This window comes from Streptomyces sp. CA-243310 (assembly GCF_050936775.1).
Taxonomy (GTDB): Bacteria; Actinomycetota; Actinomycetes; order Streptomycetales; family Streptomycetaceae; genus Streptomyces.
This window is the reverse complement of record NZ_JBNJMF010000001.1, coordinates 3,747,540-3,771,788: the sequence shown is the minus strand read 5'-3', so window position 1 is coordinate 3,771,788 and position 24,249 is coordinate 3,747,540. Positions and strand designations below refer to the sequence as shown.

The 24,249-nt window shown below is 71.0% G+C and carries 18 protein-coding genes; 7 read left to right on the top strand and 11 right to left on the bottom strand.

Going from position 1 to position 24,249, the window contains the following annotated elements:
* Window positions 1-160: 160 nt before the first annotated feature.
* A complete protein-coding gene (locus ACQEVM_RS16715) occupies window positions 161-955 on the bottom strand; it encodes a VOC family protein (RefSeq protein ID WP_433080057.1) in 795 nt (264 codons plus the stop codon).
* A gap of 184 nt (window positions 956-1,139) precedes the next feature.
* Entirely contained in the window at window positions 1,140-2,045 is a 906-nt protein-coding gene (cynR, locus tag ACQEVM_RS16710; RefSeq protein ID WP_433079443.1) for a transcriptional regulator CynR, read from the bottom strand.
* A 122-nt stretch (window positions 2,046-2,167) separates the two neighbouring features.
* On the opposite strand from cynR, the gene ACQEVM_RS16705 reads away from it, so the two are divergent.
* Together ACQEVM_RS16705 and cynS are read left to right on the top strand one after the other, a co-directional pair.
* Window positions 2,168-2,770, top strand: a complete 603-nt coding sequence (locus ACQEVM_RS16705) for a carbonic anhydrase (protein WP_433079441.1) — start codon at window positions 2,168-2,170, stop codon at window positions 2,768-2,770.
* Between the two features lie 150 nt (window positions 2,771-2,920).
* On the top strand, window positions 2,921-3,391 hold the full coding sequence (gene cynS, locus ACQEVM_RS16700; RefSeq protein ID WP_433079439.1) for a cyanase: 471 nt from the start codon (window positions 2,921-2,923) through the stop codon (window positions 3,389-3,391).
* 113 nt (window positions 3,392-3,504) lie between these two features.
* Here the strand turns inward: cynS and ACQEVM_RS16695 are convergent, their stop codons facing one another.
* On the bottom strand, window positions 3,505-4,809 hold the full coding sequence (locus ACQEVM_RS16695) for a DUF2254 domain-containing protein (protein WP_433079437.1): 1,305 nt from the start codon (window positions 4,807-4,809) through the stop codon (window positions 3,505-3,507).
* Between the two features lie 480 nt (window positions 4,810-5,289).
* Between ACQEVM_RS16695 and ACQEVM_RS16690 the strand changes: the two genes are divergently transcribed.
* The 3 genes from ACQEVM_RS16690 (at window position 5,290) to ACQEVM_RS16680 (ending at window position 8,127) form a co-directional block, all read left to right on the top strand.
* Entirely contained in the window at window positions 5,290-5,979 is a 690-nt protein-coding gene (locus tag ACQEVM_RS16690; protein ID WP_433079435.1) for a hypothetical protein, read from the top strand.
* 111 nt (window positions 5,980-6,090) lie between these two features.
* Window positions 6,091-7,107 (top strand): hypothetical protein, encoded by a 1,017-nt coding sequence (locus tag ACQEVM_RS16685; RefSeq protein ID WP_433079433.1) that lies wholly within the window; start codon window positions 6,091-6,093, stop codon window positions 7,105-7,107.
* A 63-nt stretch (window positions 7,108-7,170) separates the two neighbouring features.
* A complete protein-coding gene (locus tag ACQEVM_RS16680) occupies window positions 7,171-8,127 on the top strand; it encodes an alpha/beta fold hydrolase (protein WP_433079431.1) in 957 nt (318 codons plus the stop codon).
* 19 nt (window positions 8,128-8,146) lie between these two features.
* On the opposite strand, the gene ACQEVM_RS16675 is transcribed toward ACQEVM_RS16680, so the two are convergent.
* From ACQEVM_RS16675 to ACQEVM_RS16650, 6 genes are all read right to left on the bottom strand, one after another.
* Window positions 8,147-8,470 carry a plasmid stabilization protein gene (locus tag ACQEVM_RS16675; RefSeq protein WP_351370606.1) on the bottom strand — a complete coding sequence of 108 codons (324 nt, stop codon included), beginning with the start codon at window positions 8,468-8,470 and terminating at the stop codon, window positions 8,147-8,149.
* A gap of 385 nt (window positions 8,471-8,855) precedes the next feature.
* The gene (locus ACQEVM_RS16670) at window positions 8,856-9,698 is read right to left on the bottom strand and encodes a hypothetical protein (protein WP_433079428.1); all 843 of its coding nucleotides are present in this window, start codon (window positions 9,696-9,698) and stop codon (window positions 8,856-8,858) included.
* 135 nt (window positions 9,699-9,833) lie between these two features.
* The gene (locus tag ACQEVM_RS16665; protein ID WP_433079426.1) at window positions 9,834-10,922 is read right to left on the bottom strand and encodes a PP2C family protein-serine/threonine phosphatase; all 1,089 of its coding nucleotides are present in this window, start codon (window positions 10,920-10,922) and stop codon (window positions 9,834-9,836) included.
* A gap of 472 nt (window positions 10,923-11,394) precedes the next feature.
* Entirely contained in the window at window positions 11,395-11,676 is a 282-nt protein-coding gene (locus tag ACQEVM_RS16660; protein WP_433079424.1) for a hypothetical protein, read from the bottom strand.
* Window positions 11,673-16,259, bottom strand: coding sequence for an RICIN domain-containing protein (locus tag ACQEVM_RS16655; RefSeq protein ID WP_433079422.1), 4,587 nt, complete (start codon window positions 16,257-16,259; stop codon window positions 11,673-11,675). Before ACQEVM_RS16655 ends, ACQEVM_RS16660 begins: the two co-directional genes overlap by 4 nt.
* Before the next feature lie 435 nt (window positions 16,260-16,694).
* Complete coding sequence (locus ACQEVM_RS16650) at window positions 16,695-17,873, bottom strand: PP2C family protein-serine/threonine phosphatase (protein WP_433079420.1); 1,179 nt, start codon at window positions 17,871-17,873, stop codon at window positions 16,695-16,697.
* Window positions 17,874-18,303: 430 nt separating this feature from the next.
* Between ACQEVM_RS16650 and ACQEVM_RS16645 the strand changes: the two genes are divergently transcribed.
* Window positions 18,304-20,925: a SpoIIE family protein phosphatase gene (locus ACQEVM_RS16645; protein ID WP_433080055.1), complete on the top strand. Its 2,622-nt coding sequence runs from the start codon at window positions 18,304-18,306 to the stop codon at window positions 20,923-20,925.
* A gap of 121 nt (window positions 20,926-21,046) precedes the next feature.
* Window positions 21,047-22,192: an extracellular solute-binding protein gene (locus tag ACQEVM_RS16640; RefSeq protein ID WP_433079418.1), complete on the top strand. Its 1,146-nt coding sequence runs from the start codon at window positions 21,047-21,049 to the stop codon at window positions 22,190-22,192.
* 61 nt (window positions 22,193-22,253) lie between these two features.
* Here the strand turns inward: ACQEVM_RS16640 and ACQEVM_RS16635 are convergent, their stop codons facing one another.
* Together ACQEVM_RS16635 and ACQEVM_RS16630 are read right to left on the bottom strand one after the other, a co-directional pair.
* Window positions 22,254-23,144, bottom strand: a complete 891-nt coding sequence (locus ACQEVM_RS16635) for an ABC transporter permease (RefSeq protein WP_433079416.1) — start codon at window positions 23,142-23,144, stop codon at window positions 22,254-22,256.
* Window positions 23,141-24,247, bottom strand: coding sequence for an ATP-binding cassette domain-containing protein (locus ACQEVM_RS16630; protein WP_433080053.1), 1,107 nt, complete (start codon window positions 24,245-24,247; stop codon window positions 23,141-23,143). The genes ACQEVM_RS16635 and ACQEVM_RS16630 overlap by 4 nt, the downstream gene beginning before the upstream one ends.
* Between the last annotated feature and the right edge of the window lie 2 nt (window positions 24,248-24,249).

Here is a 24,249-nt window from a genome sequence, read left to right as displayed (position 1 = left end):
CCTTTCGGATCGGTGGCGGGCCGCGCGACACCCGGCATCGATCCGTCACCGCGCACCGGGGATGGCGGTTCGTCCCCTGTGCGCGGTGCCCGCCACCGCCCCGCCGGTCCCTGGGCGTGAGGTGCTCCGGGACGCGGCGGGGCGGTGTGACCTTCGAGGATCAGGGCTGCTCGGGAGTGGACGCGGTGATCACCGAGAAGGCTCCGCCCTGCGGGTCTGCGAGGACGGCCATCCGACCGGCCGCCATGTCGAAGGCGGGGGCGAGGACGCTGCCGCCGGCACGGACGGCCGCGGCTTGGACGTCGTCGACGCCGTCCACGTGAAAGTACGGCTGCCAGTGCGGGGGAACACCCGGCGGGAGCTTCGACAGGTCCATCATCCCCCCGACCGCGCGGTCGTCGACCTTGAACTCGATGTACCCCTCGGCGCCGGGCATCTCGGAGCGGGCCGTGGTGACGGGCAGGACGGAGGAGTAGAACGCGGAGGCGGCCGGGAGATCCGCGGTGGTCAGCTCGTTCCAGATGAGCGCGCCGTGCTCGTTGACGATGCCCGCACCGTCGAAGGTGCCCGGCTGCCACAGGCCGACGACCGCGCCCGTCGGGTCGGCGAGCACGGCCATCCGGCCGAGGTCCATGACGTCCATCGGGCCCGTCATGACCGTGCCGCCCGCGTCCCTGACGGACTTGAGGGTGCCGTCGATGTTGTCGGTGGACAGGTAGGTGGTCCACACCGTCGGCGGCAGCGGGTCCGGGACGCTGCCGTCCGGGTTCATGGCCTTCATGATCCCTGCGACCGGCTTGCCCTTGAGGGTGCACACGGCATACCCGCCCTGCTCGGCGGGCCCGACCTCGCCCTGCCAGCCGAAGAGGTCGCGGTAGAAGTCGATGGCCGCCTGCTGGTCGGGAACCATCAGGTCGATCCAGCACGGGGTGCCGGGCTTGTAGGGGCCGTTCATGTCGGGCACGTATGCCTCCGTCTGTGACGCGGGGGAAGGACGGGCCGTCCCCTACCCGCCCCCCACACCCCGAACCGGGCCGTACGGGTGACGCCGCTCGCCGGGGTCGGCCTCCGGTGGCGACGCCCGCGCGGGCCCCGACCCGCACGAGGACGTCTGTTCGGCCGTGTGTGGCCATCGCCCATCAGGCCGGGGCGTAGTCGCGGTGACGGATGTGGTCGTGGATGAGGCCGGCAAAGGCGCGGGCAGCCGCGCTCTCGTAGGCGTTCTCGCGTCGCAGGAGAGCGACCGTGCGGGCGGGGAGGGCCGGCTCCACCCTGACGGGGACGAGGCGGGGATGGTCGTGGGTGATGGCGTCGGGCAGGACGGTGGCCAGGTCGGTACGCTGAACGATTTCGGTCAGGGCCTGGATGGAGTTGGCCTCCACCGCGATGCGTGGCTGCACCCTGTGGGCGGTGAGGTAGGCATCGATATGGCCACGGGTCGCGAAATCACCACTCAGCAAAGCCAGTTGACGTGCGGCGAGGTCTCGTACGGGCAGTGGCTGCACGTCACCCCCTCCGGGTCGGTCGGCGCCGGTGACGAGGCTGAGTGTCTCCGTGAACAGGGCGGTGCCGGTGATGCCGGTCAGGTGGGGGCCCTGGAAGGCGATGCCGAGGTCGAGGTCGTCGGCCAGCAGGTCGGTTTCGATGCGGTCCTGGGCCATCTCCCGCACGTCCAGGGTGATGCCGGGGTGGTGGGTGTGAAGTGCGGAGGCCAGGGGGCCGACGAGGTACGCGGTGAAGGTGGGGGTGACGGCAAGGCGCAGGTGGCCGCGGGAGAGGTCGGCGACGTCCTCGACGGCGCGTTCGGCCGCCGCCACTTCGTGGAGGGCCCTGCGGGCGTAGTGCGCGTAGGCCTCACCGGCGTCGGTGAGACGGACGGTGCGGCCGGTGCGGTCGAGCAGCTGGACACCGACGGCACGTTCGAGCTGCTTGATCTGTTGGGAGAGGGTGGGCTGGGAGATGCGCAGGCTTTCGGCGGCCCGGGTGAAGCCGGCGTGCTCCGCGACGGCGAGCAGGTAGCGCAGGTGACGAAGTTCCGGAGCCATGTACCAACCATAGATGCCATCGATGGCATTTATGGTCACTGCGTCTTGGACACTATGGGTGCAGCTCATGCAGGGTGGAATGCGTCAGCCCGGAAGGGTTGGCGACCACCGAAGGAGTGACCATGGACGACCTCACAGAAGGCGTCGCGCGCTTCCGGCGCGACGTCTACCCGGCCAGGGCCGGCCTCTTCGCCGAGCTCGCCTCGACCCACCGGCCGAGAACGTTGTTCATCGGCTGCTCCGACGCCCGAGTCGTCCCGGAGTTGATCACCCAGAGCGAGCCGGGCGAACTGTTCGTCATCCGCACCGCCGGGAACCTCGTCCCCGCCCACGCTCCCGGCCCGGACGGCGTCGCGGCCAGTGTCGAGTACGCGGTCGCCGTCCTCGACGTCTCCGAGATCGTGGTCTGCGGCCACTCCGGGTGCGGAGCGATGACCGCGCTCGCAGAGCGCCACGACCTGAGCGGCGCGCCCGCCGTGGCCGACTGGTTGCGCCACGCGGACGCTTCCCGGGCCCGTACCACCGGCGAGACCGGAGCACGGGCCGTGGAGGCGCTGGTACGTGAGAACGTGCGCGCCCAGATGGCGAACCTGGCCACCCACCCCTCGGTGGCCCGCGCCCTGGCCGCCAGGACGGTCACCTTGCACGGCTGGGTCTTCGACATCCGCACGGGGGCCGTGGCGGAACTCGACGCCACCGGCCGAGCCGCAGCCCTCACCGCCTGATTCCCGGCCGCCGAGCCGGCTCCGGGCGCCCCGCTCCATGCCGCTCCGGCACCTCCGCCCCGGGGCCGCCCCGGGTCGCCTCCCCCACCCCTGGAACCGTCGTTCACCGCACTCCCGGTGAACGGCACTCCCGAAAAGGACCTTCTCCTCATGGTGCACGCCCAGTTCGACAACACCGCTCGTCAGGCCCTGGCCAACAAGGCCGTTGACGCCAAGATCCGCAAGGATCTGTCCTGGCAGCAGATCGCCGACGTCTCCGGCCTGTCGGTCGCCTTCGTCACCGCCGCCGTCCTCGGCCAGCACCCGTTGCCCACGGCTTCGGCCGAGGCCGTGGCCGAGCTTCTTGGTCTGGACGCGGATGACGCGATGCTGCTGCAGACCATCCCGATCCGCGGTTCCCTCCCCGGTGGCGTCCCCACCGACCCGACGATCTACCGCTTCCACGAGATGCTCCAGGTCTACGGCACCACGCTCAAGGCCCTGGTCCACGAGCAGCTCGGGGACGGCATCATCTCCGCGATCAACTTCAGGCTGGACGTGCGGAAGGTCGCCGACCCCGAAGGCGGCGAGCGCGCGGTCATCACCCTGGACGGCAAGTACCTGCCGACCAGGCCCTTCTGAGGAGTGTGGCCGCGTCCGGCGCGCGCACGCGGGCGAACCACGGCCGGTGGGGGTGACCATCCGCGTTCCCGTTCACCACTTCGCCCTCGCTCCCGCGGTGGCATCCCCCGGCATCACGGCTCGCCCTGCGGAGTCCGCTCTCCGGGCCGGTGGCGGCCGCCGATGCCCTGGCTGTCCGCCGTGTGTGCGAGGGCGCGGCGGGCCGGATCGGCGAACTTCCGTTCCACCGCCTCCCGTAGCAGCTCCAGTTCCGCGCGCACGGCGGGCAGGTGCGCCGGGGGCAGTCTCTCGAGGAGCCCTTCGAGCAGGGCACGGAGCCGCCGGCAGACCTGGATGGACGGGGCGCCGTACTCACGGATCTCGCAGACGGCGAGCTGGAGGTAGTCCTCCCAGTCGCGCCCCCGCAGTACGAGGCGCGGCCGGCCCTGGTCGTCGGCCAACACGTAACGGCCGGGTAGTTCGCTGTTCCCCGTCGTGTGCAGGAAGGACTCGATGTGGTTGAGGACCTGCACCGCGGTGGTGGGGTCGTTCACCGCCGGCGACAACGCCCGGACGGCGATGTCCACGAGGATCCGGAGGGCGAAGGCGGGGTCCTGTTCGATGGTTCGTTCGGCGCCGAGGGCGATGAGCCCGATCACGTACTGCGGATCGGGCGAGGGCTCAGCGCCGTGGACCTCCACGAGGGCGGTGCCGGGCGGTACGAAGTCGCCGATCAGGTGCCGTGCGACGAAGGTGCAGTCGTGTCGTGTCGCTTCCGCCACCAGCGCGGCCACGTTGAAGGCCTGGATGGCGCCGCCTCGTTCGGATCCGATGCTCATCACAGGATCGCCTGACGGTACGGGGGCGTCGGCGCGCGGCTCGGCGCCCCGGATGATCGCGGCCCCGTGGGTGAGGACGTTCTCCCCCATGCGTCCGACCAGGTCGGCGATGGCCACAGGCCTGAGGTTGTGGGTGAACCGGTTGAGGTAGACGAGCAGGAGCAGCAGGCTGACGGCGACCGCCGCGCCGGCGAGCGTGACGCCGAGGTCGGGCACGGAGTTCGACTCGATGCTGCGCAGGAGGGAGAACGCGAAGGCAAATGTCCCCGTGAAGGTGGCCAACACCGCCTTCTGCAGCCGGTCCCGGTACCACAGGCGCATGTACCGCGGGGACAGGGTGCCGGTCGCCTGTTGGACCACCAGGACACCGATGGTGACGACGAATCCGAGCAACGCCACCATCGCCCCGACGATGGCGCTGAGTACGCCGCTCGCCGTGGTGGCCGAGTAGTGCCAGCCGTTCGGCGGCCAGTCCGCCCTGTCGGCGGCGATGGCGCATTCGGCGAGGACCACGCCCAGGACGATTCCGAACAGGGGGACGATCCACAGGCTTGCCTTGACGTACTGCCGCAGCCTGAACGCGGACGCCCAGGAGATCACGGCGCGCTCACGACGCCCATGCGTCCGCCCTTCCGAACGGTGAGACCGGTACGCGGCAGTCGGAGACGGGGTCGGACCGGCAGAGGGGGCCAGGCAATCATCCAAAGCGTCGGGTGGCATGCGGGAAGGGCCGCCGTACGGCCGGCCGGTGGATCGCTTCGCCCGGTCGGAGCCATGAGGACCGCAGGTGTGAAGGAGTGGCCGCGGAGGCCGTGGGCGGCACGACGGCCGCCGGGGCAACGCCGCCGGGCAGGGTGAGCGGACTTGCTTCGAGTGGGGGCGGGCAGGGGCGCGTCGTCACCGCCGGGTGCGCGATCTGCGCGACCATCTGTCCATGCCGTGGCTCGCCGCTCGAAACTGCCGACGTTCCGGTCCGCTACCGGTCCGTCATCCAGCCGTCCCGCTTCCGCGCCCTCGGCGAGGGCGTGGCGCGGTTCCGCTCCGCGCACCGTACCGCGGTGACCGTCAGGAGCGCCCCAGGTGACGCGAGAGGGTGCTCGTGGTGCGTACGCGGAGCAGCACGCCCAGGTGGTGGTCGGTGAGTCCCGCTGGCCCATGGCCGGCGCCGTCGTGGCGGCGATCGTGCTGACGTTGTTGCTGCCCGACGACCTGCGTCTCGCGCCGGGCTGGGTGCTTCCCGTGATCGAGGGTTTGCTTCTGGTGGCGCTGATCGCGGGTGATCCCGGCCGGATCAGCCGGCGCTCGACCGCTCTGCGCGCCGCCTCGATCGCGTTGGTCGGCGTCCTGGCGTGCAGCGCCGTGTGGTCGACGATCCGACTGGTCGACGACCTCATTCACGGCGGAAGGGAGACCGATTCCGCGGCCAGCCTGCTGCAGGCGGGGGGTACGGTCTGGGCCTGCACGATTCTCGCGTTCTCGCTGATGTACTTCGAACTCGACAGTGGCGGTGCCGCCGCGCGCGCACACCGCATGCCGGGCACCCCGCAGCTGGCCTTTCCCCAACAGCTCAGCCCCGAGTTGAGTGCCACGCACTGGCGACCGCGCTACGTCGACTACCTCTACCTCGCACTCACCAACGCCACTGCCTTCAGCCCCACCGACGTCATGCCGCTGGCCTCCTGGGCAAAGATCGCCATGGGCGTCCAGGCCCTCGTCTCGCTGCTCATCCTCGGCCTCGTCGTGGCCCGCGCCGTGAACGTGTTCGCCTGACGGCGGCCCCGTGGGTTCATCCGCCCGCCGTCGGCCCCGGTGACACGGACGGTTGGGCTGGGTGGAGCAGTTGGCCGGCGAAGCCGCTCGCCCGTTTCGAGACTGAGCCCCATGAAGAGACAACGATCCCTCGGATCGCGAGCCCGTTCGCTGGCCGCCCTCGTGACGGGACTGCTCCTGCTGGGCACTCCGAGCGCGTTCTCGCTCTCCCGCGACGGCGTGAGCGACCCCGTCGCCCCCTGCATCTCCACACCGGCCGAGTACCGGGCCGCCTGGGAGGCGCGCGAAGTCCGGTGCGTGGCACCGTCCCTCTTCGCAACCACGCACGCCCGGGGCCAGACCTCGCTGTACCCGAGTGGCTTCCGCCAGGCCTGGGCCGGATCCAGTACCAACCTCGAGCAGTACCTGAAGCTGCGCGCGCGGTACGGCGACCAGCCCGCCAAGGTCGGGATCGGCGTCCTGTCCTACGTGGGCTACCCGGGCCTGGAGGACTGGTCGACGCCTACCGACCTGGAGGTCTACACGCTGCCGGCCGACGTCCGTGCGCAGGTGCCGGCCTTCGAGACCTGGTTCCGGCTGCTCGACGAGGAGTTCGGTACGACGGGGGCGTATCCGCTCGCCGCCCAGCGCGACCTGGTCGTCGCGTACTCCCGGCTGAACCGGGACAAGGACGTGGTCGGGGCGTTCCAGGACGTCACCGGGTGCCGTCGTGACGCGCTGCTCGCGGGTGAGGCCCCCTCGGCGGAGATCGGCTGCAACCGCTCCTTCCTCGGAGCACTGGCGGCCGCCGGCCCGTCCCCGTACGACGGCGCCGACTCCCGGACGTGCTTCGCGAACTTCCAGACGCGCTACCGGGGCGACCGGGACGCCTCCGCACTGCGCGGCGCGCTGTACCAGTGCCAGGACGCCGGGTTCCTCAACACGGGTGTGGGACTGGGGTACAACACGTACGCCAATCCTTTCGTCTGTCGGCCCGCCGACCGGCAGAGCGTGCGGGAGAGGTACACCGGCCGCGAGTTCATCGTGCCGAACGTGCGGTTCACCGCCCTGCCGAGCCATGTCGACATCCCGCTGGACCTGGGGACGCCGGGCCAACGCGGCTTCCTCCAGGCGGGATATTGCAGGTGACCTGAGTCGGCGACGCGTCGACATCGGGTGGCGGGATGCCCGGGTGGCGGGGACGCTGGACTCATGCGACGGCGATGGCGTGCGTCCGGCGGAGCCGCGTCCGTACTGGCGGTGGCCCTGCTGGTCGCGGGCACCCCGGGGGCGACCGGTGGGGACGGCGGGCAGCAGGTGGACATCGGCGGCGGACGCGGCCTGTACCTGCGTTGCTCGGGCTCGGGGAGCCCGACCGTGGTGCTGTTGTCCGGACTGCACGAAGCCTCCGACCCGTGGTCGCTGACCGACGTCACCCCGCCCGTGCCCAAGGCCCCGGCGGTGCTTCCGGGTGTGGCCGCGTTCACCCGCGTCTGCACCTACGACCGGCCGGGCACCATCCGCTACACCCGGCCCCCGACGCTCACCACCCGCAGCACACCCGTGCGGGGCACCCGGAGCCTGACCGCCATGGTCCAGGACCTTGACCGGGTGCTGACCGCCGGCCACGTACCGGGGCCGTACGTGCTGGCGGGGCACTCCTTCGGTGGCATGCTCGCCCTGCGGTACGCGCAGGAGCACCCGGAGCGGACGCGCGGGCTGGTCCTGGTCGACGCGCTGGGACCGGCGCTGAAGCCCGCGATGGGGGCGGATTGGCCCGCGTACGTGAAGGCGCTGCGGCATCCGGGCACCCCCTTCGACACCGAACCGGACTTCGAACAGGTCGACATCGACGGCGGGGTCGCCGCCATCGATCGCGGCGGGCCGCTCCCACCGGTCCCGGTCGCGGTACTCAGCAAGACCGAACCCTTCGCCACGCCCCCCACCATGGCCAAGGACTTGGTGGCGAGGCTGGAGGCCGCCTGGCCCAAGGCCCAACAGGCTCTGGTGGCCCTGCGGCCGCAGACCCCGCACCTGTTGGCGACCGGCAGTGACCACTACGTCCAGCTCCACGACCCCGACCTGACGATCGCGGCCATCCGTCTCGTCACCGGCCGTGCCGCCCGGCCGAGCGCGGAGAAGCAGGCGGAGCGGGAACACCCGTCCTGATCCGCGGCCACCCACCTGCTCATTTACCGAGGGCCCGCTTGAGTTCGGCCTTGTCCATCCTGGAGCGGCCCTCGATGTTCCGTTGCTTCGCCTCGTTGTACAACTGTTCCTTCGTCGGGCCCTGCGATCCGCTGTGTGAACGCTGCCCGCCGCGCTTCGAGGACGACATGTCGTGCGTGGACGAACGACTCGCCGTCTTCGACTCGCCGGAGCGGGCTCGTTCCTTGTTGACCGTGCGCGCGGCGATCTCCTCGGCGCGCCTGGTGCTCTCGCCGCGCTGCTCGGCGCTCTCCTTGATGTGCTCGTACTGGCGTTCTCGCTTCGGGCTGGATCCGCGGGGCATGGCCACTCACTCCTCGACTCGTCACCACCGCTCCGGCGGCGGATCCACCGGACGCGCCTTGCGTCTGCCCGGACGAGGGCGCACCACACCGTCTCCGGGTGGCGATCCGGTCCGCCCGGGCGCGGGGGCCTGCGGCTTCGCCCGTCATCCGCGCCGCCCTCGTGCGCTTTCACGGCACGCACGGCCGCACACTCATCCGACGCGCACCTCGGCGACCCGACCCGACCCGAGCCGTGCACGTACAGGCAGCGTGATGGGCTCCGGCGTCGGTCGCGACCGGGCCGGGTCCACCCGGGTCACGCGCGGTGGGCGACCCCGCGTCATGACGGACCTCGCTCTCGTCCGGCCGGTGCGGGCTCCCACGGCTCGGCCGCGCACCCGTCTCCTACGGTCGTTCGAAGGTCTGGAGCATCCCGCCGAACGAGAAGCAAAGGGCTCCGGACAACGTCCCCCAGTTCGCGATGTCGGCATTGACGAGGCTTCCGGTGGCCGGCCGGGTGAACGCGGCCAGTGCGGAGAGCATGAAGAGCACGGATCCCAACTGGTTCACGGCGACGATCCACCAGCCCAGACTCCGCGAACGGAGACAGGGCCGGGACCTGTGGCAGATCTCGACGAACGCGAGATGGCCCGAGACCAGGAAGAGCACGCATCCCACCACGTCAGGAGCCCAGACGAGCCGGTTGGTCTGCTGAGCGGTGAGTCCTTGGAGGAAGGAGTCCAGTAGGTTCACGCCGAACACGAGCGTCCCCACGAACAGGACGAACGTGCTCAGCCAGTCCAATCGCATCGGCTCGTACCCCCACCACCTCCAGTCGGCGGTGACCAGCCGACCGTCCTCCTCGCGGTGGCGAGGCGCGTTCAGGGTCTGCAGGAGAGAGGTGTAGCCCCCGAGATTGAAGAACAGACCGCCGGCGAAGTAGACGGAGGCGCTCTCGACCGCGTCGCCCGATCCGAACTGGGCCACCGCGGCCCCGAAGGCGAAGAGCGCCCCTCCGATGACGAACGCGCCCGAGGCCAGGGCGTTGAGCCTGCGAAGGCGCCCGAGGGCCGTGGCATCGGCACTCGCGGACACGGAGGCCGGATCTCCCGGTCCCCGCACCGAGAGCACCCCCCGCCTGCGAGCGGCCCGCGACTCCCACACGACGGTTCCCCCGTCGGAGCGGTGCCAGGTGCGCCGGGTGGTGAAGGGTCCCGCGCCTTCGGCGCGCTGCTCAGGCTGTCCCACGTCCGGAGCCTAGCCCTGGGTGGGTGTCCCGACGGACAGCGAAACGCAGCCTCGCCCGCCCTGAGGGCAGGTCCGGCGTTGTCGCCGACCGCCGGTCGCGCGCGCCCCGAGGTGCGGACCGTGCCCTTCCCCGTCCTACCCGCGCAGGCGTACGGCGAGGGCGGCGATGTCGTCGTCCAGCCGCCCTCTGCTGTAGTGCACGAGGTCGCGGTGAAGAGCCGTGAGCAGTTCGCGGGGCGGTGTCGGGGGTTGTCGACGCATCCAGGATGCCAGCGGGAAGAACTCGCCGTCGCGGGCGCGGGCCTCGGCGATCCCGTCGGTGTAGAGGAGCAGCAGGTCGCCGGGGGCGAAGTCGAAGGTGTCGACGTTGTAGTGCTCGCCGATGAGCTCCGCGAGGCTGAGCAGTGGCGACGGGGTGGCGGACTCGAGGACACGGAGGCTGCCGCGGTTCAGGAGCAGTGGCGGCGGGTGTCCGCAGTTGAGGATGTCGATGCGTCTGCCCGCGTGCGGGATCTGCACGAGAAGGGCGGTGGCGAAGCGCTCCATCGGCCCTTCGGGTGGAAAGGCGGCGTTGTAGCGGGTGCTGCTGGCGTCCAGCCTGCGTGCGACGTCGATCATGTCGGTCTCGTCGAAGGCCGCCTCCCGGAAGGCGTTGACGATCGCCGCGGCCGCTCCCACCGCCGGCAGGCCCTTCCCCCGCACGTCACCGATGAGCAGCCGGACCCCGTACGGCGTGTCGACCACCTCGTAGAAGTCCCCGCCGATGCGGGCCTCGGCCGCGGCGGCGAGATACAGCGACTCGATCTCCATGCTCGCGATGCGCCGCGGCATGGGGCTCAGCACCACCTGCTGCGCCGCGTCGGCGACGAGTCGCACCTGGAAGAGGGTGCGCTCGCGCAGGAGCCGGACATGGCTTCCGTACGCGGCGGCCACGGTGACCGCGATGATCCCCGCGGCTGTCCACCAGGTTCCCAGGTCGGGGAAGACGAGGCCGAGGCCGATCATCAGGAGGAGGCAGACCGTCCCGAGCAGGACGGTGGGCAGGACCGGCCACATGGCGGCAGCCAGGGCGGGCGCCGCGGGCAGGAGGCGGCTGAAGGCCATTTCCGGCGGAGTGGCGTAGGCCAGGCTCGCGATCACCACGGTCAGGATGACAGGCGACAGGCGCACGAACCACCCCCGGCCGTCGCGCCGGCGGACCCACGGCCGCCCAGATTCGGTCACGTTTCCCACGATATCCGCGTAATCATGCGCCAGCGCTCTGACGAACACGGCTTGCGGAAGCGAGGCGGTCCACCACTCCCCCGTGGATCGAACTCGTGATCGATTCTGGTTCGCCGCACTCGGCTCGGCGCGGCGCATTGCCGGCAGGGGCGCGGAACGGCCGCGGTCGAGCCCGGGACGCGGCTCCCGTCCAGCGCCCGCGTCGGCGCCACGCCACCCGCTTCCCGAGGCCCGGCCTGGCGCCTGCCCGGGCGCCGTGGCGGGCGGCACACGCCCGCGGCGTCGTACATCCGCCTCGCCGCCTCACCGTGCGATGACGTCGGCTTCCCGGCGGACCGGAACGCCGTCAGGGCGCTCCGGCCGCGCAGCCGAGAGACGGCTGTGGGCCGCACCGTGTCGATGCGGCCCACTCCTGTTGCGGCCCATGGCCGCAGTCCGGGCGAGGGGCCTGATCCCAGGCCCGATGCCCCGGTTACACCTGCCGCTGCTGCCTGAGCGGCAGCACGTAGGGATCGAGACTCGTCCTCACGTCCGCATCCGGCACGTCCCGATCACCCCCCACGCCATTCCATCCCTCGAGTTCCCTGATCGCGTGGACGGGAACTCCCAGTCCATGGAAGAAGCAGCTGGCAAAAGCGAAGAAAGTGGCTCCGTCACCCAGCTCCGCCTTCACCCACAGTGCGATGTCAACCGCATCGTCACCGCGCATCGCGCGTTCGCGAACGCCGAGCGCAACCGACTTGGGGTCCTTCATTTCCAGAACACGACCTCAACCTTGGTGTAATTTCCGGGAGTTCCCACCAGCGTCACCATGTCGACTTTCCCGTTGAATCCGTACTTGGCGGCCATCTTACCGGTGAAGGTCAGTCGTGCCGCTTCCTCCGGGCTCAACTTGAGGCTCTGTATACCGGCGTTGAAGCTGTCCAGGTTGTCCTTCATGTCACCACCCCCCAGCCAGGTACCGCGTATCCCCTTCGCGTTTCCGCCGATCTTCTCCATCACTTCGGCGATCATTACACTGCCTGTCGGGGTCAGGCCCTCGTCAGCGAGAACGATGAGATTGAGAACGCCCTCGCTGTCGATCGAACCCATTACCCCATGGCTTTGACTGCCATAGTCGTTCGCCCACTCGGTGCAACCCGGATTGGCGGCCTGGCTGCTCTTCGCGCTTGCTCGGAACGCACTCTTCCCAGCGGCCCGGCCGGCTTTCTCGCAGGCTTCGCGCAGCTTCTTGAAAGCCCTGCCGGTGATACCCGAGATCGCCGTTTCGGATACGCCGAGGGTGCGCAGGGCCTTGTAGGCGTCCGCGAATCCGATGCCGGTCATGACGGCGGCATCGGCCGCCCGGGCCGCGGTCGCGATGGGCCCGAGGATCTTGCCCGCGAACATGAGCCCGACGTCCAGGGCCGCCCAGGCGCAGCCGCCCCAGCTACCGCGCTCGAATCCGGACGCGAACTTCTCGAAGCACTGGATCCAGCTGCCGAAGAGGATGTCGACCGGATCGATGCCCGCCTGGTACTCGGCCATCGTGATGGTGTGCGTGGCCTCCTGGGTCATTTCCTCGCTCGGGAACAGCCCCAGATACAGCGTCTCGCTCGCGGGACACGTGAACCTCGACGGGTTCGAGATCTTCGCGGTGCACAGGTACACGTCGAGGTACGCCTTGTAACGGATCTCGACCGTCATCGTGCAGTCGCCCCGGTAGAAGAGCGCGTCGATCACGCCTTCGCATCCGGCCGTCTGCTTCAGCGTCTTGGGCTTGCCGATCCGCTCGGTGTGATCGATGAGGTAGAAGGTGTTGCCGATGGAACCGCCGGCTCCGTCGGGGACGGTTCCGGTCTCGATCTGCTTCGCCTTGGCAGCCTTCTCGGCCCTGTCTGCGGATTCCTGTGCTTCCTTGGCGTACTTGTCGGCGTCCTTCGCGGCCTGTTCGGCCTCGGTGGCGGCGACGGCCGCGCGGTCGGCCGCAGCACGGGCGTCCTTGGCGTCCTGTTCCGCCCGGGCCGCGGCCGCGCGGGCTGCCGACGCGTCGAGTGCCGCCTGGTCCGCCGACTCGCGGGCCTGTTTGGCGTAGCCCTCGGCACGGCCTGCGGCCTTGTCCGCGGCGGCGGCGTCCTCGGTCGCCTTCTGGTCGTATTCGACGGTGCGGGCCAGTGACGCCGATGCCTTGGCGGCTGCCGCCGCGGCGTCGGCCGCGTAGCCCAGGGCCTCCTTGGCGTAGGTGCGGGCGTTGGCCGCGTGGGTGGCGGCGTTGGCCGCGTACTGGTAGGCGATCTTCGCGTCGCCCGTTGCCTGTTCGGCGATGTTCTTGGCGGCTGCGGCCTCGTCCTGCGCGTTCTTGGCGTGGGCGTCGGCAACGGCCTTCTGCTGCTCGGCGATCGTCTTCGACGCCTGCCCGGTCAGCACGACGAGGCTCGCGGCCGAGTCGGTGGTGACGTAGGGCGAGCCGAGCTGGATGGCGTCGTTGGCGGGCTTGGCGACCTGGGCCGCGGCGTTGCCGGCGTCCACCGCGGCCTGCGCGGTGACGTGGGCGTAGCCGGCGGCCTTGGCCGAGGCGAGCACCGCCTTGACGGCCTCCTTGCCGGACGCGTCCGCCTGGGCCTTGGCGGTCTCGGCCAGCTTCTCGGCCTCTGCGGCCAGGGCAACGGCCGTCCTGGCCTCTGCGGAGGCGTGCTCGGACGCCTTGATGGCGTCGGCGGCGGCGCTGGTGGCGGTCCGCACGGCGGCGTCGGCCTTCAGCTTGGCGGCCTGGGCGGCGTCCGCATTCGCACGGGAGCGCTTGGCTGCCGCCTCGGCGCGGGTCGCGGCGGCGTCCGCCTGAGCCGCCGCCTCGGTGGCGGCATCCGCCGCGGTACGGGCCCGGCCGGCGGCCGCCTCGGCGTCGTCGGCGTGCTTGTCCGCCTCATTGGCGGAGGCGCGGGCGGCGTCCGCGGCCTCGCCCGCCTTCAGGGAGTGGGCGTAGGCGTCCGTCGCGTCCGCCTTGGCGCGGGCGGCGTCGGCCTTCTGCTCGGCGTCCCAGGCGTCGTCCCGCTTGGCCTTGGCGTTGTCCCGGGCCGTGACCGCGTCGTTCTTCCGCGCGACCGCGGTCGCCTCGGCCGCTTCCGCCTTGCCCTTGGCGTCCTGGGCGTTCGCGGCCTCGGCCTGCGCGGTCTGCTTGTACTGGCTCGCCTCGGCCTGCTTGGCGGCGGCGGTGTCCTTCTCCGCCTTGGCCGTCTTCTCCTCGGCCTCCGCCGCGAGCCTCTTGGCGTGCGCGTCGGCAGCGGCCGCCTTCGCGTCCGCCTCCGCCTTCAGCGTGACGGCGAGCTTGGCCTCCGCCGTCTCCTTGTCCTTCTTGGCGTTGTCCCGGTGCACCTTCGCCGCGTCCGCCGCGGCCTTCGCCTGCAACTCGGCGATGTGCGCGGCCTCCTTGCGGAACTCCGCGTTGACCTGCGCGGCTTGCGCCAGCGCGCGCTGCGCGATCGTGTCGCTGTCACCGACCGCGGCACGGGTGGCCGCCTCGGCGGTCTCACCGGCCTTCACCATCGCCGTCAGCGCGGCAACGGCACCCTTGGTGACCTGGGCCTTCTGCTGGCCCACCAGCAGACCACGGCCGCGCGGAGCACCGGCCGCGTCCGCGATCCCGTAGGCCGCCTGCTCGGCGGCGTCGGAAGCGGTGGCCGACTTCTTGGCGCTCTCCAGCTGCACCTTGAGAGCGGCCAGCTGCTTCTTCGCGGCCGCCTGGGTGTCGGTGACGCCCTTCTTGGCCTTGTCGAACTGTGCCTTGTCCGGGTAGGAGAGGCTGTCCGTGCCCTTGTGACCGGACGGCTTGATCAGGAATTTCTGCGCACTGGCGTCCTTGCAGTCCCACAGCCGTGTGTCCGTGCTCTTGGTGAACGCGCTCAGGTCCAGGCACTTGCCCGTGGACACGCTCTTCAGGGGCGCGGACGCCCGGGCGTCGCCCTTCCACGACTGCCCGGGAGTGCTGTAGCAGTCCGTGATCTGGATCTTCGTCCCGTTCGCGGACTTGTTGCCGGCCACCTCCAGGCATTTGGACGAGCCGACATTGCGAATGTGGAGATCGTCCTCACCACCTTCGAGCGTCCACTGCTGCGCCGCACCGTTGTTGCACGTGTAGACCTGGACCGGCGTGCCGTTGGTCTTGGCACCGCCCTGGACGTCCAGGCAACTGCCCGGCGCGCCCGGCACCTGAATGGCCACCGGGCTGTCACCGATCCACCCCAGCCCGCCCGCGGACCAGTAGTCCTGCCAGCGGACCAGACGGTCGCTCACCCAGGAGTGACCCAGCAGGTCTCCCAGCGCCTTGGAGCCGGTGGCCAGGGACGTGGTCGCGCTCTTGTTCGCGGCCAGGATCTGGTTGCGCTGCGTCGTCTGGGAGGCGATCTCCTGCTGCCACTCCGCGGCGGCCGTCGTGGAGACGTCGCCCCGGACCTTGTTCGGGTCGATCGGGTCCCGCCACGCACAGGACGCGAACCGCGTCTTCAGGTCCTCCACCGCGATGCGGTGTTCCGCCGTGCCCGGCTGCGGCGCCGTGCGCGCGAAGCCGCCGGACGCCAGGAAGAGGCGGGCGTTGTCCGCGCCCGTGGGCTCCAGGGACCAGTCGGACAGGTGCTCGTACGCGCCGTGTTCCGCGCGCTGACGCTCCCACTCGGGCAGTTGCGGGTTGGGGTCCGTGCCGTACAGCGGCGCGCCGATGTCCTTGACGGCCTTGATCGTCGCGGCGTCGGCCTTGGGCGTGGGGTCCTCGTAGAAGTCGCTGTCGTTCTTCCAGAACCGATCGGCGACCCACGTGGTCAGACCGGTCTGACCGTAGAAGTCCTCCTTGCCGTCACTCGTGCCCGGCGGCCAGTGGAAGCCGGTCACCGTGAAGCCACCGGGGGTCTCGAGACCGTCGAGCGGCTTCTTCCAGGTGTCCCGGACGGCGTTGAGGGCGTCCAACTCCTTGGACGCCGCGTCCCGGTCCTTCTTGTAGGCCTGGGCGAGCGGGGTGTCCTGCCAGTGCTGTCGGTTGGCCAGCTCGTGCAGCTTGTCCTGCGGCTGGTTCAGGCCGTCCTGCGCGGTGGTGGCCATGGACGGCCCACCCAGGCGGAGCACATCGGCCATCAGGCACTGGTCCTGCCGCAGCTGTTCGGCGGCGGTGTCCGTGTACCAGTCGTAGTCGTCGCCCGCCTTGGCCATGCGGTGTCCGGCGAGCCGGTCGAGCGCTCCGGGCTGCACGGCCACACCGACAACGACGGAAAGGACCGCGACGGATGTGACGAGAGAGGTGAGAGTGGCTGATGTTGTTCGTGATCTGGGTCTGAACAGCCCTGGTCGGGAACGCAAAGCGGATTCCTTCATCGTGAGCGAGGGCAGGCGGAGGTGACTGCCCGAAGGGGTGGAGGTACGAGCGGGTCAGTCGGGCGTCCCGGCGCGGAGACGGGGGCAGCGGGCAGCGACGACGACCGCGGCGTTCACAACGAGCCGGTATCGCGGCATGACGGAACCGTCCCTCCCCCTGGCAGCGCCGTTCCCCCCGGCCGCCCGAATGACGTGCACATGTCATGACGAGGTTTCCGAGGGCACTCGTCACATGTGCGCGACGATCACCTTAGCCCCTGGTGATCGCGGCGGCGAGTGATCTGTCGGCGGTCGACGAACAGCACCTGGTTCCGAGCCCGTTGGGCCGACCGGACCGGCAATGACACCGATGGCCGATCGTGACCTCGCCGGCACCGATGCGCGGCGGGCCGATCCGCGGCGGGCCGATCAGCGGCGGGACACCTCACGTCCACGTCATCCGCCGGTACGCGGACCGCGGCCCTCCGTCCCGTGCCCCTCGGCTTCCCGCCGGTCGACGAGGATGACCGCCACGTCGTCGGCGAGGCGACCCCGAGTGTGGCGGAGCAATGCCCGGCGCAACCCCTCCAGGAACTCCTCCCGGGTGTCGTCGCACATGCCCACCATGGCCTCGGGCAGGTCGAAGAAGGTGCCGCCCGGGTCTCGGGCCTCGATGACGCCGTCGGTGTACAGCAGCAGCCTGTCCCCCGGTGCGAACGCATGGCTGTCCACGCGCCCGGGAGGTCCGCCGATGAACTCCGCGAGCCCCAACGGCGGCAAGGGTTCGGTGGGTGTCAGGGACCGGACCGTGCCGTCGCGCAGCACCAGCGGCGGTGGATGGCCGCGGTTGATCACCTCGACGTGGGAACTGTCCGGGACCTGGGCCACGAGGGCGGTGACGAACCCCTCGAGAAGGATGTCGTCGCCGTCGGCCCCGGCCGCGCCCGCGACGGCGGCATCGCGCCAGAGGGCCGCTTCGCAGTGGTTGACGACCTCCACCAGGTCTTCCTCGTAGTGCACGGACTCCCGGAACGCACCCAGCACGATCGCGGCGGCCCGGACGGCGGGCAGCCCCTTGCCCCGCACGTCCCCGACGATCATCCGGATCCCGTACCGGGTCTGGACCACTTCGTACAGGTCACCGCCGATCTGCGCGCCCTTCTCGGCCGCCAGGTACAGGCTGGCCGCCCTGACGGCGCCCAGCCTTGCCGGCACCGGCCGCAGCAGGACCTCCTGGGCGGCCGTGGCGATCCGGCGGACCTGGTTCAGCTCGTTCTCCCGGCGGGTGCGCGCGGTGCGGCTCGTCATGAAGCTCGCCACCGAGACCATGAACAGGGCGAGGAAGTTCGTGTAGACCTGCTGGCCGCCCCAGGCATGGTTGTGCGTGGCGGTGACCACGCTGACTCCGACGGCCACTCCCGTCGCCGCGAGCGTGCCCTTGGGGCCCATCGTCACCGCCGCCAGAGCGGGCGTCGCGACCAGCAGGGGTCCGGTGTACAGGACGTGCGCGGGCGTGAGCTCGACGAGGAGCACCAGCAGGGCGAGTGCGAAGGGCAGGCACTCCGCGAGTGCGAAGAGGACCTGGTGGTGACCGCCGGCTCCCGGTCCCGGGGGCGAGCGCAAGGGCGCTCTCATGAGTACAGCCTGCCCTGCCCGGACGCATGGCCGCCACTCAGGTTCACCGTCCTCGCGGGGACCCGGTCGCCGCCGCGGTGGCGGGCCGGACCCCCACCCGCGCCCCCGGCGCGAGGCGCCGCACCCCGCCTCCGCGCGGCAGTACCAAGATCGCCGGGGCCCGGCGACCGTCGCTCCCCGCTGCCGACGACCCGAAGAGGTTGGAAACTGGAGCATGGGCGTTTTCCTGGGAGATCTCCGGCGCCGACTCCTCGGCTTGACCGCGATCTTTTCCGCGTCCCCGCGCCGTCCCAGGTCAGGACATCGCCCGGTGGATCAGGAGCACGTCCGGCCCCCCAAGGGCAGGGTCCGCAGGCCGCAGCGTCTGTCCTCCCTGCTGAGCGTGCGCAGCGTGGCCGGCGAGGTGTTCCTCCTCCAGTTGGCCGTCGTGATGCTTCTCGTCGCCGCCGCGGTGGGGGCCCTCGTGGTGCAGGCCCGTAGCTCCGCCATGCAGGACGCCCGACACCGGACGCTCGCCGCCGCCGGAACCTTCGCGGAGTCCCCGGGAATCGTCCCGGCCCTGCGCAGCGCCCATCCGAGCGCGGTGCTGCAGCCGAGCGCGGAGGCGGCCCGGAAGATCGCCGAGGTCGACGGCATCAACGTGTACACGCTCGACGGCGTCACGCTCACCCACAGCGATCCGCGGCAGATCGGGAAGCACGTCGTCGGCCCGTTCTCCAAGGCGGCGGCCGGCACGTCCTTCACCGAGACCTTCGAAGGGTCCCTCGGCCGGTCCGTGGTCTCGGTGGTTCCCGTCAAGGACCCCGACGGCCGGGTCATCGCCGTCGTCACCTCCCCGGTCACGGTCCAGAACGTGCAGAGCATGGTCAACCGGCAGCTGCCGGTCGTCCTGGGCAGTGCGGCCGTGGTGCTGATCCTGTCGGCGGGTGGGACGGCTCTGGTGAGCCGGCGGCTGCTGCGGCGGACCCACGGCCTGGGACCGGCCGAGATGACCAGGATGTACGAGCATCACGACGCGGTGCTCCACGCGGTGCGCGAGGGCGTGCTGATCGTCGGCGGTGACGGGCGGCTGCTGCTGGCCAACGACGAGGCGCGCAGGCTCCTGGACCTGCCGGTGCACGCGGAGGGGCTCCCCGTCACGGACCTGGGTCTGGAGGAGGGCATCGCCGAGTCGATCGCCTCGGGCCGTTCCGCGACCGACGAGCTGCACGGGGCGGCCGATCGGCTGCTGGCGGTGAACATCCGGCGCACCGCCCCCTACGGCGAGGCCGGGACCGTCGTCACCCTGCGCGACACCACCGAACTGCGGGCGCTGTCCGGCAGGGCCGAGATGGCCCGCGAGCGGCTGAACCTGCTGTACGACGCGGGGGTGCAGGTCGGAACGACGCTGAACCTGGAGCGCACCGCCGAGGAACTGGCGGAGGCGGCCGTCCCCCGGTTCGCCGATGTGGTCACCGTCGACCTGCTGGACCCGGTACTGCGCGGGGAGGAGCCGTCCGAGGCGAGTACCGAGATGCGCCGCACCGCCGTCGTCGGCCTTGACGGAAACCATCCGCTGTCCCCCGTCGGCGAGCTGATCCGGTTCGCTCCCACCGGCCCCATGGCCCCCGGGTCGGCAGGCGGCCACGCGGTCCTGGAGGCGGACCTGCGCGCCTCCCCCCGGCGCCGGCAGGCCCAGCACGAGGCGAACGCCCGGCAGATCCAGGACCGCGGCATCCACTCCCTGATCTCCGTGCCCCTGCGGGCGCGGGGGGTGCTGCTGGGCATGGCCTGCTACTGGCGGGGCGAGGACTCCCCGCCGTTCGACGAGGAGGACGTGTCCTTCGCGGAGGAGCTGACGGCGAGGGCGGCACTGTCCATCGACAATGCCCGGCGGTACACCCGCGAGCACACCATGGCCGTGACCCTGCAGCGCAGCCTGCTCCCCCGGCGCGTACCGGAGCAGTCCGCCGTCGAGGTCGCGCACCGCTACCTGGCCGCCCACGCCGGGGTGGGCGGCGACTGGTTCGACGTCATCCCGCTGCCCGGTGCCCGGGTGGCCCTGGTGGTCGGCGACGTCGTCGGCCACGGTCTGCACGCCGCCGCCACCATGGGTCGCCTGCGCACCGCCGTGTACAACTTCTCCACCCTCGACCTGCCTCCGGACGAGCTGCTGAGCCACCTGGACGAGTTGGTCGCCCACATCGACACCGACGAGCAGGAGTGGCAGGGGATCACCGGGGCCACCTGTCTGTGTGCCATCTACGACCCCGTCTCGGGGCAGGTGACGGCCGCGACCGCCGGGCATCCCGGCCCCGCCCTCGTCCACCCCGACGGAACCGTGTCCTTCCCCGACGTTCCCGTCTCCCCGCCGCTGGGTCTGGGCGCGGGTCTGCCGATGGAGACCATGACGATCACCCTGCCCGAGGGCTCCCGGCTGGCCCTCTTCACCAACGGGCTGGTCGAGAGCCGGGGCCGCGATCCGGACGCGGGCCACGCGGCGCTGTCCGCCGCCCTGGCCGGGCCTGCCCGCAGCCCCGAGGAGACCTGCACCGCGGTGATCGACGCGATGCTGCCCACCCGGCCCGTCGACGACGTCGCGCTGCTGGTGGCCCGCACCCGCCGGCTGGACCCCGCGCGGATCGCCGAGTGGGAGGTGTCCCCCGACCCCGCCGCGGTGTCTCCGGTACGCAACGCCTGCGCCCGCAGACTGGCGGACTGGGGCCTGGAGGACATCGCCTTCACCACGGAACTCATCCTCAGCGAGCTGTTGACCAACGCCATCCGCTACGGCACCGAGCCCATCCGGGTGAGGCTGCTGTACGACCGGAGCCTGGTCTGCGAGGTCTCCGACGGGTCCAGCACCTCCCCGCACCTGCGTCGGGCCGAGGACACCGACGAGGGTGGTCGCGGCCTGTTCCTCGTGGCGCAGTTCGCCGAACGCTGGGGCACCCGCTACACCGCCCGCGGCAAGATCATCTGGAGCGAGCAGACCCTCCACGACGAGAGCGCACCGCCCCCGATGGATCTGGCGGAGGTGCTCCTGGCCGGATGGGGCGAGGAGGGGTTCTGAGGATCCGCCGGCACGGCGGTCACGAAGACGGTGGCGGACACCACCGTCTGGGACTGCGCGGCGGGGCCGCCGAACGTACGCTGGCCTCGATCAGTGGACGATCGCCCGTTATGGAGCCTTTGTGCCCGCATCCCGTCTCCGGACAGCCTCCGTCGCCGCCTGCCTGGCCCTCGCGGCAGGGCCCCTGGGCGCCTGTGGAGACAAGCCCGCCGCCACACCGAGAGCGCCCGCGGTGGCCACCTCGGCCGCGGACACGGGTGGTATGGCGGCACTGGTTGCGGCGGCGAAGAAGGAGGGCTCGCTCAACACGATCGCGCTGCCGAGCGACTGGGCCAACTACGGCGCGCTGATCGAAGGCTTCGAGAAGAAGTACGGGATCAAGGTCACCGTGGAGAATCCGGAGGGGACCAGTCAGGACGAGATCAACGCCCTGAAGGAGCACAGGGCCGCGGGCCTCGCCCCCGACGTGATCGACGTGGGGGGCTCGTTCGCGCAGTCCGCGGCCCGGCAGGGTCTGCTCGCCCCGTACGAGGTCACCGAGTACGACCAGATCCCCGAGGAACAGAAGGACTCGCGAGCCCGCTGGTACAACAACTACGGCGGCTACGTCTCGATCGGCTGTGACGCCAAGCGCGTCAAGACCTGCCCTTCGACATTCGCCGATCTGCGCAAGCCCGAGTACAAGGGAAAGGTCGCGCTCAACGGCGACCCCACGAAATCCGGCTCCGCCTTCGCCGGGGTGTACGCGGCGGCCCTGGCGAACGGCGGCTCCTTCGACAACATCCAACCCGGTATCGACTTCTTCGCCGAGCTCCGCAGGAACGGAAACTTCATCCCGGTCGAATCCTCGGTGGCCACGATCGCGAAGGGCCAGACCCCGATCAGCATCGACTGGGACTTCCTCAATCTCGGATATGCCGACGAATTCCGGAGGAAGGGAGCGGATGTCGACTGGCGGACCGCCATCCCCTTCGACGGCAGCTTCGCCCAGTACTACGCGAACGGGGTCAACAAGGACGCCCCACACCCCGCCGCGGCACGTCTGTGGCAGGAGTACCTCTTCAGCCCGGAAGGCCAGAATCTCCGGCTCGGCGCCTATGCGCGTCCCGTCCTGATGGACGCGATGCGGAAGAACGGCACCCTCGACGAGGCGGCCGCGGAGAAGCTGCCGACGGTCGAGGGCACACCGACGTTCCCGACGGAGGCGCAGACGGAGAATGCTCGACGCGCCGTCAACCGCGGCTGGGACAAGGCGCTCTCGGGCTGAGAGCGGGGGCGGCTCCGGGCGCGAGGTGGACCCGGACTCGTTTCGGTGCCCCGTCCGCGTGTCATTCGGGGCGGCTGAAGCGGTGCGCGGCCCAGACCAGGGCCAGGACTCCGCCGGTCAGCAGGAGGGCGCCTTCCAGGAGCAGGGGAGGTTGCCAGTTCGACCACTCGATGCCCGCGGTGGCCGCCTGGTCCGGTACCCGTAGCGCGATGCCGCGGCGGAGCAGGTCCACCCCGTAGGCGAGCGGGTTGACGGCGGCCAGCGTGTGGGCCCAGCCCGGCAGGTTCTCGATCGGGAAGAAGCCGCCGGAGAGGAACAGCAACGGCATCATCACCAGGCCGAGCAGCATGTGGAAGATCTCGGGCCGGTTGAGGCTCACGGCCAGGGCCAGGGACAGGGCCGTGATGGTGAAGGAGGTGAGGATCATGCCGGCGAGGAGCAGCGCCATGAGGAGCGGGTCGTAGGGCAGGCCGACGACTCCGGCCAGGGCGAGCAGGACGGCTCCCTGGATCGTGGAGACGATGGTGCCGCCCGCGCAGCTTCCGAGGAGCAGGGTGGTCCGGCGGACCGGGGCCATCAGGAGTTCGCGCAGGTAGCCGCTCTGCCGGTCGGTGATCAGGCGGATGCCGACCATGATGGCCGGCGTCTGTACCGTCATCATCAGCATGCCCGGGAAGAGGTAGGTCTGGTAGCCCACGCCCAGCGAGGAGTTGGGGATCAGGGCGGCGAGACCGCCTCCCAGGATGAAGAGGTAGAGCACCGGCTGGAGCAGCATCAGGGCGGTGTGGGTGGGTTGGGCGGACAGGCGCAGCAGATCGCGGTAGATCAGGGCGTGTACCGCGCGCAGTTCGTGACGCAGAGGGGCCCCCGACTCCCGGCCGGTGTCGGTGGAGGCGCCCGGGGCATCAGGGGTGCGGGAGGCGTCCGAGGCCGGGAGGGCGGGTGCGGTCATGAGGCCTCCTCGGTTGCTGCCGTGGTCGCGCCCGGGGTGGCGGTGGCCGGTGTCGGGCGGGGGGCGTGGATGCTGCGGCCGGTGTGGTGGAAGAAGACGTCGTCCAGTGTCGGCGGGGTCGCGGACGCGGCGTGCACCGCGATGCCGTGCGCTTCGAGTGCGGCGCACAGGCGGGGGATCCAGGCGCTGCCGTCGGGGACCCTCAGGGTCACCCCTTCGCCGTCCAGGGTCACGGTGAGACCCGACGGCGCGGTGCGGCCCACGACCTGTCGTGCCGCCGCGTCGTCGCTCGTGCGCAGCACCACCCGGTCGTCTCCGATCGCGGCCTTCAGTGCGAGGGGCGTGCCCTGTGTCACGAGTCGGCCGTGGTCGATGATGCCGAGGCGGTCGCAGTTCTCCGCCTCTTCCAGGTAGTGGGTGGTGACGAAGAGCGTGCTGCCGTGCCGGTCGCGCAGTGCGCGCAGGTGATCCCACACCTGGAGGCGGGCGTGCGGGTCGAGTCCGGTGGTCGGCTCGTCGAGGAACAGGACCCGGGGTGAGTGGAGCAGCCCTCGGGCGAGTTCCAGGCGGCGGCGCATCCCTCCGGACAGGGTGCGGACCAGGGAACGTCGACGGTCGGTCAACCCGACCATCTCCAGCGTCTCGGCGGCGCGCAGGCGGGCGTGGCGGCGGCGCAGTCCGTAGAGGCGTGCGTGGATGTGCAGGTTCTGTTCGGCTGTCAGGTCCGGGTCCAGGGCGCTGTGTTGGAAGAGCATCCCGACGAGTCTGCGTACCTGCTCCGGTCGGCGGAGTACGTCGACGCCCGCCACGGTGGCCTGTCCGGCGGTGGGGCGGGCCAGGGCGCACAGCAGGGCGAGGGTGGTGGACTTGCCCGCGCCGTTGGGGCCGAGGAAGGCGTAGCTCTCGCCTTGGAGCACGTCCAGGTCCAGGCCGCGAACTGCGTGGGTGGTGGTCCCGTCCGGACCCGCGTAGCTCTTGAACAGACCGCGCGTGCTGATGGCGTACGCCGGCGGGGCCGTGGACCGGGTGGTGTCCGGGTGCGTGGGGACGGTGGTCAGGAGGTTCTCCTGGGTGCGGGCGTCGTCTCCGGCGGGTGGCTGCATGG